The sequence below is a fragment of the Kitasatospora sp. NPDC054795 genome, assembly GCF_053611565.1.
In genome coordinates, this window is the sequence record NZ_JBSHAP010000120.1 from 1 (window position 1) to 14,137 (window position 14,137).

The window sequence follows — 14,137 nt, forward strand, 5'->3', positions numbered from 1 at the left end:
TCGCGGGCGCGGTCTGCTGCGCCGCCGTCTCGCTCAAGTACCGCTGGGGCTTCGACGACTCGCTCGACGTGGTGGGCGTGCACGCCGTCGGCGGGGCGATCGGCTCGCTGCTGATCGGCCTCCTCGCCACCGGCGGGGTCGGCCAGAGCGCCAGGGGCCTGTTCTACGGCGGCGGCTTCGGGCAGCTCGGCAAGCAGGCGGTCGGGGTCGCGGTGGTCGCCGTCTACTCCTTCACGCTCTCCTGGCTGCTCGGCCGGGCGATCCAGCGGACCATCGGCTTCCGGGTCCCTCGGGAGGCCGAGAGGTCCGGTATCGATCAGAGCGAACACGCCGAGACCGCCTACGACTTCACGACGGTGCGGGTCCCCGGGCCGGCTCCCGTGGAGCCCCTGACCGGGCCGGGATCGCTGGTCGGGCGCCTGCTGGGAGCGCTTCGACGAGGCCGGGGAAGGAACGCCTCCGAGGAGGCGGAACGCAAGGGAACCGACAACTGACATCGGACAAGGCCGCCCTCCGACGTGCCCTTCCCGCGGGCCTCCTCGGAGCGCGCGGTTCGCGGTCGGCCTGAGGGGTCGGGCCTCAGGCTCGCCCCCGCAGGCCGTCCAGCACCGGGTCCGACAGGCGCTCCGGCAGGTCCGGCTCGATCGGGCGGTGGCCGAGCAGGGAGCGGGTCTGGAGCGGGGAGCAGAGCAGTTCCAGCGCCAGGGCGGTCTCGGTGCCCGCCGGGAGCTCCCCGCGCTCGACGGCCCGGCTGATGACGATGCCGGCCTGGTCGAGGCGGGACTACAAGAAGGCCTGCCAGGCCTCGGCGAGGCTGGGGTCGTCGGAGCTGAGCGCGGCCGCCCGGGCGACGGACCGCCCGGTCGGGGTGGCGAGGTACTCGGCCAGGGAGCGGGCGAAGGCGGCCAGGTCGGTGCGGACGTCACCGGTGTCCGGGACGCTGATGCCCTCGCTGCTCCCGGTGAGCATGGTGTGCAGCACGAGCTTCTCCCGGCTGCCCCAACGCCGGTGCACCGTGGTCTCGTTGACGCCGGCGCGGGCCGCGACCCCGGCGATGCCGAGGCCGGCGACGCCCTCCTCGGCGAGCATCGCCGGGGTGGCCGCCAGGACGGCCTGGCGGACGCGTGCGGCGCGGCCGCCCGGGCGGCGGCGGATCGGCTCCGCCGCTCCCTCGGGTTCCGCTGGTTCCTCGGTCATGTGTCGATCACCTCGGCCACCACCTGTTCGCCGAGGACGCCGACGAGCAGCAGGCCACCGCGGCCTGGACCGCCTGGCTCAACGACACCCAAGCCCAGGACCCCGATGGAAACCTCCACCAGGACACTGCTCTTCGCCGTCGAACTCGTCGAGGAGAACGGCACGTACACGCTTCTCGTCGAGGACGTGCGGCGGGGCGGCGACCGCCGCCACCGCGCCGCCGTTGGTAGGACCTGCCCGAAGGGCGGCCGGAGCACCGGGCTCCGGCCGTCCTTTCCCTTGCCCGTCGGGGCGGCCGCGCCTTCCCGTGGGGGCCGTCGGGCTTGCCCGTCCGGGCTGTCGTGCTTGCGGTCCCGCAGCGGTTCCCCGACCGTTGCCGACGGAACGGGGGGCCCGGGCGGGCTTTCAATCCGGGCGAGCGCCGGGTAGGGATCCCCGACAGCCGGGCCGAACCCAAGGAGGACTCGCATGTTCACCACCCGTCCGACCCTGCAGGGCACCTTCGGCATGGCGGCCTCGTCCCACTGGCTGGCCACCGCGGCGGCAACGGCGGTGCTGGAGGACGGCGGCAACGCCTTCGACGCCGCCGTTGCCGCGGGGTTCACGCTCCAGGTCGTCGAACCGCACATGAACGGCCCGGCCGGCGAGGTGCCGATCATCCTCGCCCCGGCCGGAGGACGCCCGCAGGTGCTCTGCGGCCAGGGCGGCGCACCCGCCGCGGCCACCATCGGGCACTACAGCGCGCTCGGCCTGGACGAGGTGCCCGGCACCGGGCCGCTGGCCGCCACCGTCCCCGGCGCCTTCGACGCCTGGCTGCTGCTGCTCCGCGACCACGGCACCAAACGCCTCTCCGAGGTGCTCCGGTACGCCATCGGCCATGCGGAACACGGGTATCCGGCGGTGCCGGCCATCGGGGCGGCCGTCACGGCGGTCCGCGAGCAGTTCGAGCGGCACTGGCCGAGCTCGGCCGCGCTCTACCTGCCGGACGGCCGTCCGCCGGCCGCGGGCGCGCTGCTGCGCAACGTCCGTCTCGCCGACACCTGGCGGCGGCTGCTGGCGGAGGCGGAGGCCGCCGGGGCGGGGCGGGAGCAGCAGATCAACGCGGCGCGGCGGGTCTGGCGAGAGGGGTTCGTCGCGGCAGCGCTGGCCGAGTTCGTCGCGCGCCCGGCGATGGACACCTCGGGAGTGCCGCACGCCGGAGTGCTCACGGGCGACGACCTCGCGGCCTTCGAGGCGACGTACGAGGAGCCGGTCAGCCACGAGTGGGGCGGCTGGACGGTCTGCAAGCCGGGGATGTGGAGCCAGGGGCCGGTCTTCCTCCAGCAACTCGCCCTGCTGCCGGACGACTTCGGGTCGAAGGGCCCGCAGTACGGCGGACCGGAGTACCTCCACACGCTGATCGAGGGCGGCAAGCTGGCCATGGCCGACCGGGAGGCCTGGTACGGCGACCACCCCGAACACGCCGACGTCACCGTGGCCGACCTGCTCGATCCCGCCTACAGCGCCGAACGCCGCTCGCTGATCGGCGAGTTCGCCTCCGCCGAGCTCTGCCCCGGCCGCCCCGGCGGCCGGCCGCCACGACTCGGCCGACGCGCCGTCGCCGCCCCGGGGACCGGCGACTGGGCGATGGCGCTCGGCGGCGGCGAGCCGACCGTCACCGATCCGAGCAGTTCCAGCGGCCCGGATAGTCCCACCATCACCGCCGACGGGGCCACCAACGGCGACACCTGCCACGTGGACGTGGTCGACCGCTGGGGCAACATGGTCTCCGCCACACCCAGCGGCGGCTGGCTGCAGTCCAGCCCCGTCGTCCCGGACCTGGGATTCCCGCTCGGGACGCGCCTCCAGATGGCCCGGCTCGAACCGGGACTGCCCAACTCCCTGGCCCCCGGCCGCCGTCCGCGCACCACGCTGTCCCCCTCGTTGGCGCTACGGGACGGCGAGCCGGTGCTGGCCTTCGGCACACCGGGCGGCGACGCCCAGGACCAGTGGACCCTGCACTTCTTCCTGGCCGTCGCCCTCCGCCCGGCCGTGCGCGGCGGCCTCGACCTCCAGGGCGCCGTCGACGCCCCGAACTGGCACCAGGAGAGCTTCCCGTCCTCCTTCCACCCCCACACCATGGACCCGGCCCGGGTCGTCGTCGAGGCGCGGATCGGCGAGGCCGCCATCGCCGAGCTGCGCCGACGCCGGCACCGGCTGCGGGTCGCCGGTCCGTGGAGCGAGGGCCGGGTCTGCGCGGTCGCCCGCGATCCGCGCACCGGGCTCCTGTCGGCCGCTGCCGACCCGCGCGGCATGCAGGCCTACGCGGCCGGACGGTGACCGGGCGCCGCCGGAACGTGCGGCGGCCGACAGGAGCCCGTACCGCCCAGTGTGGTCCGCGCGGGGGCGGTCCGGCATCCGTCATGTGACGGTGTGTCGGTGGCCGCCGGGCGCGCGGCCGGGCCCCGTACCGTCGGCGGACGGTATGGGGCCGAAGGGGTGCCGAGGGGATGTCAGCCGTATGCCCCTTCGACGCCGATCTGCACGCGGTGGTGACGAGGGGTGTCGATCTCATCGAGCAGCGCGAGCGCGAAGTCACTGTGGGAGATGCGGCTGTCCATGTTGACGACGACCACGGAATACCGGCCGGAGCACACCTCGGCGTTGTCGAAGTCACCTGCTGGGCTGACGACCAGCCAGTCCACAGCGGTCACCGAGGCACGCAACACAGCCGTCCCAGCCGCATGAGCGAGGCAGAAGGGCCGGTATTCCTGCGGAAAGCCCGGGGTGTCCATCAGAGTCGTCCCGTCAGCGGTCTCCAGTGTTGCCGCCAAGCCGACGGCGACCAGCCGCCCCACACCCGCTCGCGCCAGCCCATCGAGGAGAGCGTGGGCAGCGGCTGTGAAGAAGACGTCCGGTTGGGCGCCGCCATCGTAGGCGGCCGTGATCGCGGCGTCATGCCCAGCCGCGAGATCGGCAACAGCGTCGGTGTCGGTGACATCACCGGCCAGGAGTCGGACTCCCGCACCTTCAAGGTCGTGATACTTCGCTGGGTTCCGGACAACAGCAGTGACCTGGTGCCCGCGCTGGAGGGCCTCGCCGACAGCTGCTCGCCCGGCGCGTCCGCCTGCCCCGAAAACAATGATCTTGCTCATTGACTACCCGCCTCGCTTCTCAGGAAGCTCTGCCTGCCTGTCCGAGCAAGGTAGCCACATCCATGGTTACCTCCTGGATACCGCACTATGGTGGGTCCAGTGACCAAGCCCTTGGATCCAGACATGTTCGACCCGCTCTGCCCCTCCGACCTGGTTCCGATCCGTGTGGGAGACAAGTGGGCCGGGATGATCATCCAATGCCTTGAGAACGGCCCCCGACGGTTCTCCGAACTGCGCGTTCCACTGCGGAACATCTCGTCCAAGGTGCTCACACAGTCCCTCCGGGCTCTGGAGCGTGACGGCTTCGTCGTCCGAACCGTCCATGTCGGACCTGCCCAGCACGTCCAGTACGAACTGACCCCGCTCGGCCGGAGCCTCCTTGATCTGCTGGAAGCGGCACGTGCCTGGGCGGAGGCACACCTGGACGAGCTCATCGAGGCGCGCGAAGCAGCATCGCCCGCCGGCCGCACCAGCTGATTCAACAGTGCTGCCGAACTCGCGGTGATCTCATCCGGCGCCGTCACGACGAATGCGCGACACTTCGACATGCGAGCCCACCAGTCTCACGACCGTGTACCCGGTGTCGTCCGCGGCTGCCTCAGGAGGCGGGCGCCGGGCAGAACTCCGCCTCCAGCTCGGCGGTGAAGACCCCGACCGGCGATCCCCAGCTTCCCTTGGCCCAGTCGCCGTTGACCTCGGTGGAGAGCAGGTGGCGGCCGTCGCGCGTCCCGAAGGTGTAGGACCAGGACCCGTTGATCGCGCCGCCCATGCCCCAGACCGTGCCGCAGGACAGCTCCTGTGAGGCGACGCCCAGGCCGTACCGGGTGCCCGGGATCCAGTTTCCCCGCGTGTCCAGCACGGTGAACATCTCGCCCTGCTGGGCGGGCGGCAGCAGCCGTCCTTCGAGCAGGGCGCGGAAGAAGGTGGTGAGGTCGCCGGTGGTGGAGATCATGTCGCCGGAGCCGTACCCCCAGGAGGGGTCGAGCTCGGTCACGTCGTAGACCGGAGCGTCCTCCTTCCGCTCCATCAGCGTGGAGTAGTGGCGGCCGTGCGGGCCGTGGATGCGCGGGTCGCCGGCGGTCGCTTCGTAGGTGCTCTTGAGGTGGAGCGGCTTGGTGATCCGCTCGGCGATCTCCTGGGCGAGAGTGCGGCCGGTGGCCTTCTCCACGATCATCCCGGCCAGCGCGTAGTTGGTGTTGGAGTAGGCCCAACCGGTCCCCGGGGCGAACTTCGGGCCGTTGGCGACGGCGGCCTCGACGAGCTCTCGCGGCGTGAGCTCGTCGAACCGGTGCTGCAGGAACGGCGTGCCGACGAAGCGGCTCTCGAACTGCGGGGCGTCGACGTAGTTGTAGACGCCGCTGGTGTGGTTCAGCAGCTGGCGGACGGTGATCCGGGAGCCGTCGTAGCCGTGGCCGTCCACCAGGCCGGGCAGCCAGTGCTCGACGCTGTCGTCCAGGCCGAGCCGCTGCTCGGCCGCCAGTTGGAGGACGACGGTGGCGACGAAGGTCTTGGTGGTGCTGCCGATCCTGAACCGGTCCTTCGGCGCCATCGCGCGGCCGGTGTCCAGGTCGGCGCTGCCGGCCGTCCCGAACCAGGTCGAGTCGCCGTCGCTGACCTCCGCCCGAGCTCCCGGCAGACCGGCCTCGGACACCGCGCGGTCGAGCACCGACTGGACACCGCCGTGCGGGCGCTCGACGGCGGAGGCGGCCGGGGTGGCCGCGGTGGCCGCCGTGGCGGAAGCGGTCGGCCCGGCGGCCAGCAGGGTGCCGACGAGGGCGGTGGTGAGTGCGGTGCGGGCGGTGGTCTTCACGGTGGTCTCCCCCTGAGCGCGATCGGTTTCACTGACGGGGAAAAGGCTAGGTCCGTATTCGCCAATCCCTCAATGCCCTGACGCTCCTCCAGGCTGGAACTCCCAGCTGAGAAGCGATAATTCCTTGCAATGACAGTGCCGACTAATGCAATGGGACCGGCATCCGACTGTTGCAATGGGATCGAAGGCGCCGCATACTCGGCAGCGACGAGAGGAGCGCCCGTGCCAGGCGCCAGACTGACCCGGGAAGAGCGCCGCCTGATCGCCGCGGGGCTCACCGCGGGGCTGGGCTACGGGGAGATCGCCCGGCAGCTCGACCGCCCCACCTCCACGGTCACCCGCGAGATCGCCCGCAACGGCGGCCCGTCCGGCTACCGGGCGGACAACGCGCAACGCGCCACCGTACGGCGCTCCCGGCGGAGCAGGGCCGCCCCGCCCCGGGTGCCGGAGGGCAGCGCCGGCCCCGGCGACGGCCGCGATCCGGCGGCGGTGGAGGAGTACGCGGCGCGACTGGCCGAGCTACTGGCGCACCTCGGCATGCCGCGCATGGTCGGTCGGGTCCTCGCCTGCCTCTACGTCACCGACCGCGGCAGCCTGACCGCCGCCGAGCTGGTGCAGCGGCTCGGGGTGAGCCCGGCATCGGTCTCCAAGGCGATCGGCTACCTCGCGGACCAGGAGCTGGTGCGGCGCGAACGGGACGCCGACGCCCAGCGCGAGCGCTACGTCGTCGACGACGACATCTGGTACCGGTCCCTGCTTGCGAGCGCCCAACGCAACGCCCTGCTGGCCGAGTTCGCGCGCGACGGCGCGGACCTGCTCGGCCCGGACACCCCGGCCGGCGCGAGGATGGCCGAGGGCTCTGCCTTCCTGGAGCACATGGGGGCGGACATCGTCCGCGCCGCCCAGCGGAGGCGACGGCAGTGGGCCCGTGACACGGCCGCCGAGGCCGGCGAGCCCCGGGAGTGAGCCTGCCCCGGGCACACGCGGTCACTCTGCCGGCCGTCGACCGGACCTGGCAGAAGAACGACCTCCTCGGCACCATCCACCGAGGCGGTCGCACACCCACATCGCCGTTGTGCCACCGGGGTTGCTGGCCCGCGCCATCCGTGCGTCAATACTGGGACCTTGGCGCACACCCGGGGACGGACCGACATCTCGAACCTCTCGGAAGCCTCGCGGCATCGTGCGCCCGTGAGACCGGCGCACCACCGTGATCACCTGCAGCCGAACAGCGAGATCCCCGACCGAGTCAAGCCGAGTCAAGCCGAGTCAAGCCCAGGAGCAGGAGCATGGCGTCCTTGCGAGGAGATGTCGCCGTCGTCACCGGCGCTGCCAGCGGTATCGGCCGGGCGGCGGCTCTGCGGCTGGCCCGGGCGGGCTGGACGGTCGCGGCCCTCGACGTGGACGCGGCCGGTCTCGGCCGCCTGGCCGCGGAGGCGTCCGGGGTGCGCCCGTTCGTCTGCGATGTCACCGACGGGACGGCCGTCGCCACCGTGGTCCTCGACGTGGAGCGGGAGTTGGGCCCGCCGCGCAGGCTCGTGCACTGCGCGGGTGTCGCCGTGATGGGGAGCCTGCTCGAGCGGGAACCGGCGGACACCCTTCGCGTGATGGACATCGTCTACGGCGGCACACTGCGGGTGGTTCACGCGGTGGTGCCGTCGATGGCGGCCCGGGGCGGGGGAGAGGTGGTGCTGTTCGGGTCGATCGGCGGCTGGGTGCCGGTCCCGCTGGGCGGCGGGTACGGCGCGGCGAAGGCGGCGGTGCACTTCCTTGCCGAGATCGTCGCGGCGGAGCACCGCGCGGACGGCATCCGGGTCCTGTGCGTCTGCCCGCCGGCCGTGGAGACCCCGATGCTGGACCGGATCCGCGTCGAGACCCCGCAACTCCTCGGCCCCCGCCGGGGACTGAGTGCCGAGGCGGTGCTGGACTCGATGGACCGGGCGCTGGCGCGCGGCCGGTCGTGGGCCTTTCCCGGGCGGGGGACCCGGGCCCTGTGGACGGCCCGTCGCCTGGCGCCCAGGGCGCTCAGCGGGATCGTCGCCCGGGTGCTGGTCGGCAAGTAGGGGGCCGGCCGCGGCTACCGGTACCGCCCCGAGGCCGCGCAGAAGTCGAAGCAGCCGCGCATCAACGAGCGCAGGTCGGCCACGTGGCGGTGCACCGGCGCCCGCCGCTCGACGGCGATCCCGAGGTGGTCGAGCAGACCCGGCAGTTCGGCCTCGGCCCGGAGGAAGGCGTCGGTGTGCTCGCGGGTCATCGAGTGGATCCGGGTGAGGGCCTGTTCGCGGGTTGCGCCGTGCCGCTGTTCGAGGACGATCACCAGGTTGTGCCGGTCGCCGGCGGCCTCCTCCTTCGCCAGGGACTGGACGTCCTGGGTGATGTTGATGACCTGTGCGGTGAGGTGGCGCATCCGCTGCAGGAGGCGGCTGCCGAGAACGTCGTCCGGGACCTCGTACCGGCCGCAGCGCTCGGCGGCGTCCATCTCCAGGCGGGCGGCGCCGGTGACCTCGCGCAGGGCGAGGTACTCGTCGACGTCGAGGAGGGCGTGCTCGCGCCGCTGTTCGCAGCGGGTGAGGTAGGCGGCGAACCAGTGCTTCCAGTTCTCCCTGGTGCGTGCGGTGAACGCGGGTGACATCCCCTCGCACCACCGGCGCCAGATGTCGGCGAAGGCACGGGTGTGCGGGTCACCGGGCCACGTGCCGCCGGACTGCGGGTCCTCGGGCCGCGGGCCGGGTGAGTCGAGGACGGCGGTGAGGGGGACGAAGAAGGCCTCGGCCCGCCCCGGGGTGCCGATGAAGTCCGGGTCGTCCGGGAAGTCGTTCCAGATCGACCACCAGGAGACCCAGTCCGCGACCAGGTCGAGCCCGTCACGGGCGGCGTCGGGATAGCTCAGGCAGGCGAACAGCGCCATGTCGTACCGGTCGTGCCGCCGCAGGGCCGTGTCGTCCGGGGCCAGCCCCGTCTCCCGGACCCAGCCCCGGCTGTGCGCGCCCACCTGCTCGTGCCAGGGGCTGATCCGGTACGGGAAGGGGAGGTCGAAGGGCCACAGCCGGAGCTCCGCACGGTGGGCCCCGGCCTCGGGCAGGACAACCAGCAGGTCACGCTCCACCGCTCCGAGCCCCTTCCGCACGCCTGCGGAGCGGACGCGTGCACCCCCGTGGACTCCGCCGAATCGAGATCATCATGTCCACCACCGGATGATCCCAATCATCCCCAAACTCGTTCCCATGGCCGTCCGATGTCGGTGCTTCCGGACCGGGCGAGGTCCGTCCCCCGCAGGTCCGCCTCCGATACGCTGACGAACACTTCCGCTGCCGAGGAGGACGATGTGCGACGCCGCCCGTTCCTGACCCTGGCGACTGCCGCCCTGTTCTCTCCTGACGTCCCATCGTGAGTTCAAGGCAGCCAGGTACGACGCGCCGCCGAGGCCCTGCTGAGCCGGATCGCCGCCGCGCAGATGGTTGGCAGCGCAGAGGAAAGGGCTCGCAACGTCGCCCGGCTCTACAACCTCGCGGTCCGGCTGTGCATCAAGATCGGCGACAACAACCCGGTTGCCATCACCGCCGACCGCGCGCTCACCGCCGCCCGGGACGGCGGTGACCCGCTGGTGGTCGCCGAGGCACAGCGCATGGTCTCCAGCGCCTGGCGCCGCCAGGGGAGTTTGGCCCGAGCAGCCGACATCGTGGTGGTCGCCGCCGAAGACCTCCTCGCCGACACCACCGTGCCCGAGTCCGCCCGCCTAGCCGCCCGCGGCGACCTGTACGCCACCGCGGCCTGCACCGCCGCGAAGACCGGCGACCGCGCCTACGCGCACTCGTTGATCCGTGAAGCCGCCGACAGCGCCGCAGCCGCCGGCCGGGCCTCCGGCCTGGTGGACGGCATCCAAGGCGTCGCCCTGCACGAGCTGTCCGTGCACTACGAGCTCGGCGACGCCGGCCGGGCGATCGAGCCGGCCTCCACGATCGACCCCACCGCACTGCCGACCGCCGAACGGCAAGCCCGCTTCTTCACCGACGTGGCCCGAGCATTCGACCAGTGGGGCAAGCCCGAACAGTGCTACCGGGCTCTGCTGGCCGCCGAGGAAGTGGCCCCACAGGAAATCCGCCGGGGCGCCGTCCGCGACCTCGCCACCACCCTGCTACGGCACGACCGTAAGCTGCCCGGCATCCGGGACTTCGCCGCCCGGGCGGGCGTTCGGATCAGCTGACCCGTAGCCGGACTATGGCCCGTAGTCCGGCTACGGATCCGGCCTTTCGCCCGGCGGTTCACTGGGGACGTCACCTCTCCCCCTGCTGCCGAAGGCACTCCCAAGCCAACGCCCAGCACCTCACCGCTGCCCGCCAGCCGGCTCGGCATCTCCTGGGCCGCCCCCGTACCTGCCCGTACTCGCCCTGCTCGGCCTGGTGATCCACGACCACCCGGCCGAGGTCGGCCCCGGGAAGGCGGTGACCGTGCCTGACCTGCCTGCTTTCTGAGGCACCCGCTGGCCGTTGTGACGGCCCGCCCTTTCTTCCACTCGCTCGCCCGAGAGGAGATCCAGCCATGCACCGGCTGACCGACGCGCCCGAGCTGCACACCGAGCTGGAGCGTATCGACTACCGCACCACCCCCGATCACTACTTCGACACCGAGCACGTCACCGATCCGGTCGTGCTGGAGCTGCTGAACTGCTGCCCGACCGTGTTCGGGCTCAAGAAGGCCATCACCGACCTGCTGACCGGCAACCTGGACATCCCGCTGCCGGAGTCGACCGGGATCATCGAGCCCGGTGCCAGCGTCCGGGGCCACGTGATCGTGGCACCCGGGGCCGTCATCTCCGACGGCGCGTTCGTCACCGGCCCGGTGCTGGTGTGCTCCGGCGCGCTGATCGAGGCCGGAGCCAGGGTGCGCGACAACACCGTCGTCGGCCCCGGCTGCCGCATCGGGTTCGGAGCCGAGGTCACCCGCTCCCTGCTGACCGGTGGCGTCTTCATGAAGCACAGCAGCTTCGTCGGCGACTCCGTGCTCGGCCTCGGTGTCAACATCGGCGCGTTCGTCTCCACCACCGGCCTGCGGGTCACCTCCGGCCCGGTCACCGAACCGGCCACCGAAGAGGTCTGCGCCCACCTCGACGGACACCTCGTCGCTACCGGCCAGACCAAGTTCGGCGCGGTCATCGGCGATGGCGTGATCGTTCCCGCCGGCACCGTGCTCCAGCCGCGTGCCGGGGGCATCTCCCTCACGAGTGCGAATCTCGTGTTCTCCACCCGTGCCCACCATGGCACAAGGAAGGCCTCGGCCGCCTCGCCGGTCGGGGCCGTCTTCGTCTCGCGGTCACCGTTGCCGAGACCGCCCGTATCATTCCTTTCTGGTCACCGACCGCGCGCGCGGGAGGGTGATCTCCTCGTCGTCCGAAACAGGAGTTGTCCGTCCTTGCCCTCCCAGCCCTCTCACATCCCGACCGAGGCCCCCGCTCGCCCCGTCCGGGTGCTGCTGGTGGAGGACGACGAGCTGATGCGCCGCTCCTTCACCGTCGCGCTGGAGCGCTACGGCTACGAGATGACGGCCGCGGCGGACGGCCTCACCGGGCTGGAGTTGTTCCGGAACGAGCGGTTCGACCTGCTGATCCTGGACGTGATGCTGCCCGGCCTGGACGGGATCGGCCTGTGCCGCAGGGTCCGGGAGAGCAGCCTGGTGCCGGTGCTGATGACGTCCGCGCGCGGTGACGGGCTCGACGTCGTCGCCGGGCTGGAGGCCGGGGCGGACGACTACGTGGTCAAGCCGGTGGACACCTACGTGCTGGTGGCGCGGATCCGTTCGCTGCTGCGGCGGGCGACGTACGCACCCGCCCCGGAGCCCTCGTCCCCGGCACCGGACGGGGAGGTGCTCGTGTTCGGGGACCTCGCCGTCGACACTGCCGGCATGGAGGTGTCCGTCGGCGGGAAGCCGGTGGCGCTGACCCCGACCGAGCTGAAGGTGCTGCTGGAGTTCGCCGCCCACCCCGGGGTGGTGCTGGAGCGGCACACCCTGCTACGCAACGTCTGGGACTACGGCTGGGACGGCGACAGCCGGGTCGTCGACCTGTGCGTGCAGCGGCTGCGCCGCAAGCTCGGCCGCGACCGGATCGAGACCGTGCGCGGCTTCGGCTACAAGCTCAGGCGCTGAGCATGCCTCGTACCCTACTCCGGCGCTGGTCCTCCCTGCGGTGGAAGATCGCCGCGCTGGCCGCCGCCACCGCCTGCCTGGTCGCGGTGGCGGTCGGGGTGCTGGTGCACCTGTGGACCGCGCAGGACATCCGCGGCCGGTCCGAGGCCCGGGCCTTCAACGCGGTGTACTCGACGATGGACGTCTACCGGCGCACGGGCGCCCTGGCGGATGGGGCCGAGCTGGACCCGGCGGAGCTGCCCGCCGCACTGCGCCACCCGGCCGACGGCGACCGGCACACCGCCTACGACGGGAACGACGGACCGAGCTACTGGGCCGCCCAGCGCACCGGCGGGCCGGGCAGCCCGGTGCTGGCGTATCGGGTCAACATGGGCCCGGAGCTGTCCAACCTGCCCCGGCTGGACGTGGCCGTGGTGGTCGCCTCGCTGCTCTCCCTCGCGCTCGCCGCGCCACTGGCCGGGTACGGCGCCTCGCTGCTCGCCCGCCGGCTGGGCCGGGTCGCCGAGACGGCCGGGCGGATCTCCGCCGGGGACCTCGACGCCCGCACCGGCCCGACCAAGGGGCACGACGAGGTGACGAGGATCGCCGCGACGGTGGATGCGATGGCCGACAGCCTCGGCCAACGGCTGCGTACCGAACGGCAGTTCACGGCTGACGTGGCGCACGAGCTGCGCACCCCGGTGGGCGGACTGCTGGCCGCCGTGGACCTGCTGCCGGAGGGGGAGACGGAGGACCTGATCCGGGGCCGGGTGCGGGATCTGCGGGGGCTGGTCGAGGACCTGCTGGAGGTCTCCCGCCTGGACGCGGGGGCGGAGCAGCCGGTGCGGGCCCGGGTGCCGCTCGGGGAGGTCGTGCGGGAGGCGGTGGCACGGACCGGGTTCGAGGCCGAGGTCTCCGTGACGGAAGCGGCGTCGGTGGAGACCGACCCCCGGCGGCTGGAGCGGATCGTCGGGAACCTGGTGGTGAACGCCCACCGGCACGGGGCCGCTCCGGTGCTGGTCAGCGTCGAGGGCCGGACGGTCGTCGTGCGTGACCACGGCCCCGGCTTCCCCGCGGAGCTGCTGCGGGAGGGGCCGCGCCGGTTCCGGACCGGGGACGCCGGGCGGGGTACCGGGCACGGGCTCGGGCTGACCATCGCGGTGGGGCAGGCGCGGGTGCTGGGCGCGGAGCTGAGCTTCGCCAACGCAACGGACAGCGGGGCGGGGGCCCGCAGGGCGGTGGCCACGCTGCGGCTGCCGAGCTGAGCGCCTTGGCTGTTACCGGACCGCTGCGAAGCGGAGCGGGCGTTGATACGCGGCGGTCATGGGGACCGATACGTTGCTCGGACACCCTTCGAAGTGCAGTCGATCCGTACCCGGAAGACGATTCGCACCCAGATGAGGAGACAACCATGAGCAACCCCGACACCGCAGCCGTTGTCCGGCCGAGCCGGGGAGAGGTCGCCATGGTCAGGGGAGCGTGGGGCGTGGGTACCCTCGCCGTGGCGGCGTCCGTGACGCTGATCGTCAGTGCCTTCGCGGCGGACTCGGCGGCGGGGGAGACGGGGCAGCCCGCTGGGGTGCTCGGTGTGATCGGGCTGTTCGTCGGCGGGACGGTCCTGGCGGTCGGCCTGCTGGCCCGGGCGGTCGTGGCGAGGTCCGGGCGCCGGTAGGCACGCGAAGGAACAGGACCCCTCGGCGAAGATCCGCTGAGGGGTCCTGCCGTAGCTGTCGTACCTCTCGTACCTGTCGTACCTGTCGTACCTGTCGTACCTGTCGTAGGTCCGCCGTGGGTGCTACAGAACTGCCGCACAGCGGAGCGGTCACTGATACACGGCAGACCAGGACGCCGATACATCGGTTGGACACCCTTCGAC

General features: G+C 72.5%; 12 protein-coding genes and 2 pseudogenes. 9 read left to right on the plus strand and 5 right to left on the minus strand.

Annotated features, from left to right (window positions below):
* A pseudogene (locus tag ACWGJO_RS32515) lies at window positions 1-494 on the plus strand (ammonium transporter); the annotation flags it as partial.
* Window positions 495-579: 85 nt separating this feature from the next.
* Here the strand turns inward: ACWGJO_RS32515 and ACWGJO_RS32520 are convergent.
* Window positions 580-1,197 (minus strand): annotated as a pseudogene (locus ACWGJO_RS32520) (TetR-like C-terminal domain-containing protein).
* Window positions 1,194-1,361 carry a hypothetical protein gene (locus ACWGJO_RS32525; RefSeq protein ID WP_452189261.1) on the minus strand — a complete coding sequence of 56 codons (168 nt, stop codon included), beginning with the start codon at window positions 1,359-1,361 and terminating at the stop codon, window positions 1,194-1,196. Before ACWGJO_RS32525 ends, ACWGJO_RS32520 begins: the two are co-directional and overlap by 4 nt.
* A gap of 304 nt (window positions 1,362-1,665) precedes the next feature.
* On the opposite strand from ACWGJO_RS32525, the gene ACWGJO_RS32530 reads away from it, so the two are divergent.
* Complete coding sequence (locus ACWGJO_RS32530) at window positions 1,666-3,516, plus strand: gamma-glutamyltransferase family protein (RefSeq protein ID WP_452189263.1); 1,851 nt, start codon at window positions 1,666-1,668, stop codon at window positions 3,514-3,516.
* A gap of 173 nt (window positions 3,517-3,689) precedes the next feature.
* On the opposite strand, the gene ACWGJO_RS32535 is transcribed toward ACWGJO_RS32530, so the two are convergent.
* Complete coding sequence (locus ACWGJO_RS32535) at window positions 3,690-4,331, minus strand: NAD(P)-dependent oxidoreductase (protein ID WP_452189264.1); 642 nt, start codon at window positions 4,329-4,331, stop codon at window positions 3,690-3,692.
* A gap of 99 nt (window positions 4,332-4,430) precedes the next feature.
* Here ACWGJO_RS32535 and ACWGJO_RS32540 point away from each other — a divergent pair, with 99 nt between their 5' ends.
* Window positions 4,431-4,808: a winged helix-turn-helix transcriptional regulator gene (locus ACWGJO_RS32540; RefSeq protein WP_452189266.1), complete on the plus strand. Its 378-nt coding sequence runs from the start codon at window positions 4,431-4,433 to the stop codon at window positions 4,806-4,808.
* Window positions 4,809-4,929: 121 nt separating this feature from the next.
* Here ACWGJO_RS32540 and ACWGJO_RS32545 read toward each other — a convergent pair whose 3' ends face one another.
* A complete protein-coding gene (locus ACWGJO_RS32545) occupies window positions 4,930-6,141 on the minus strand; it encodes a serine hydrolase domain-containing protein (protein WP_452189268.1) in 1,212 nt (403 codons plus the stop codon).
* A 222-nt stretch (window positions 6,142-6,363) separates the two neighbouring features.
* Between ACWGJO_RS32545 and ACWGJO_RS32550 the strand changes: the two genes are divergently transcribed.
* Together ACWGJO_RS32550 and ACWGJO_RS32555 are read left to right on the plus strand one after the other, a co-directional pair.
* Complete coding sequence (locus ACWGJO_RS32550; protein WP_452189270.1) at window positions 6,364-7,107, plus strand: MarR family transcriptional regulator; 744 nt, start codon at window positions 6,364-6,366, stop codon at window positions 7,105-7,107.
* Between the two features lie 323 nt (window positions 7,108-7,430).
* The gene (locus tag ACWGJO_RS32555; RefSeq protein ID WP_452189272.1) at window positions 7,431-8,204 is read left to right on the plus strand and encodes an SDR family NAD(P)-dependent oxidoreductase; all 774 of its coding nucleotides are present in this window, start codon (window positions 7,431-7,433) and stop codon (window positions 8,202-8,204) included.
* A gap of 14 nt (window positions 8,205-8,218) precedes the next feature.
* Here ACWGJO_RS32555 and ACWGJO_RS32560 read toward each other — a convergent pair whose 3' ends face one another.
* The gene (locus ACWGJO_RS32560; protein WP_452189274.1) at window positions 8,219-9,247 is read right to left on the minus strand and encodes a terpene synthase family protein; all 1,029 of its coding nucleotides are present in this window, start codon (window positions 9,245-9,247) and stop codon (window positions 8,219-8,221) included.
* A 348-nt stretch (window positions 9,248-9,595) separates the two neighbouring features.
* Between ACWGJO_RS32560 and ACWGJO_RS32565 the strand changes: the two genes are divergently transcribed.
* From ACWGJO_RS32565 to ACWGJO_RS32580, 4 genes are all read left to right on the plus strand, one after another.
* Window positions 9,596-10,345 (plus strand): XRE family transcriptional regulator, encoded by a 750-nt coding sequence (locus tag ACWGJO_RS32565; RefSeq protein WP_452189275.1) that lies wholly within the window; start codon window positions 9,596-9,598, stop codon window positions 10,343-10,345.
* A 1,259-nt stretch (window positions 10,346-11,604) separates the two neighbouring features.
* Window positions 11,605-12,282, plus strand: a complete 678-nt coding sequence (gene cseB, locus ACWGJO_RS32570; RefSeq protein WP_452189311.1) for a two-component system response regulator CseB — start codon at window positions 11,605-11,607, stop codon at window positions 12,280-12,282.
* A gap of 2 nt (window positions 12,283-12,284) precedes the next feature.
* On the plus strand, window positions 12,285-13,526 hold the full coding sequence (locus ACWGJO_RS32575) for a sensor histidine kinase (protein ID WP_452189277.1): 1,242 nt from the start codon (window positions 12,285-12,287) through the stop codon (window positions 13,524-13,526).
* A 146-nt stretch (window positions 13,527-13,672) separates the two neighbouring features.
* Window positions 13,673-13,933, plus strand: a complete 261-nt coding sequence (locus ACWGJO_RS32580) for a hypothetical protein (protein WP_452189279.1) — start codon at window positions 13,673-13,675, stop codon at window positions 13,931-13,933.
* Window positions 13,934-14,137: the final 204 nt, after the last annotated feature.

Excerpts from the sequence above, each read along its gene's own strand:
- ACWGJO_RS32530 (WP_452189263.1), top strand. The coding sequence starts at position 1,666 with ATGTTCACCACCCGTCCGACCCTGCAGGGCACCTTCGGCATGGCGGCC.
- ACWGJO_RS32535 (WP_452189264.1), bottom strand. The coding sequence starts at position 4,331 with ATGAGCAAGATCATTGTTTTCGGGGCAGGCGGACGCGCCGGGCGAGCA.
- ACWGJO_RS32555 (WP_452189272.1), top strand. The coding sequence starts at position 7,431 with ATGGCGTCCTTGCGAGGAGATGTCGCCGTCGTCACCGGCGCTGCCAGC.
- ACWGJO_RS32565 (WP_452189275.1), top strand. The coding sequence starts at position 9,596 with ATGGTTGGCAGCGCAGAGGAAAGGGCTCGCAACGTCGCCCGGCTCTAC.
- ACWGJO_RS32575 (WP_452189277.1), top strand. The coding sequence starts at position 12,285 with ATGCCTCGTACCCTACTCCGGCGCTGGTCCTCCCTGCGGTGGAAGATC.
- ACWGJO_RS32580 (WP_452189279.1), top strand. The coding sequence starts at position 13,673 with ATGAGCAACCCCGACACCGCAGCCGTTGTCCGGCCGAGCCGGGGAGAG.